Source organism: Streptomyces sp. NRRL S-378 (genome assembly GCF_000720645.1).
Lineage (GTDB): Bacteria > Actinomycetota > Actinomycetes > Streptomycetales > Streptomycetaceae > Streptomyces.
This window is the reverse complement of sequence record NZ_JOBX01000213.1, coordinates 1-373: the sequence shown is the minus strand read 5'-3', so window position 1 is coordinate 373 and position 373 is coordinate 1. Positions and strand designations below refer to the sequence as shown.

The following is a 373-nucleotide window of genomic DNA, read 5'->3' as shown; positions in this document are numbered from 1 at the left end:
ACGTGCATGATGCCGTTCGCGTCGATGTCGAAGGAGACCTCGATCTGCGGGACGCCACGCGGGGCCGGCGGCAGGCCGGTCAGCTCGAACATGCCGAGCTTCTTGTTGTACGCCGCGATCTCGCGCTCGCCCTGGTAGACCTGGATCTGCACGGACGGCTGGTTGTCCTCGGCCGTCGTGAAGATCTCGGACCGCTTGGTCGGGATCGTGGTGTTGCGCTCGATGAGCTTGGTCATGATGCCGCCCTTGGTCTCGATGCCGAGGGACAGCGGGGTCACGTCGAGGAGCAGGACGTCCTTGACCTCACCCTTGAGGACACCGGCCTGGAGGGTGGCGCCGATGGCGACGACCTCGTCCGGGTTGACGCCCTTGT

Annotated in this window: 1 protein-coding gene; it reads right to left on the bottom strand. The window is 65.7% G+C overall.

Features of this window, described 5'->3' with window-relative positions; genetic code table 11:
• Window positions 1-373: Hsp70 family protein (locus tag IH80_RS0138545; protein WP_030966582.1), on the bottom strand; the 373-nt coding region annotated here is incomplete at both ends.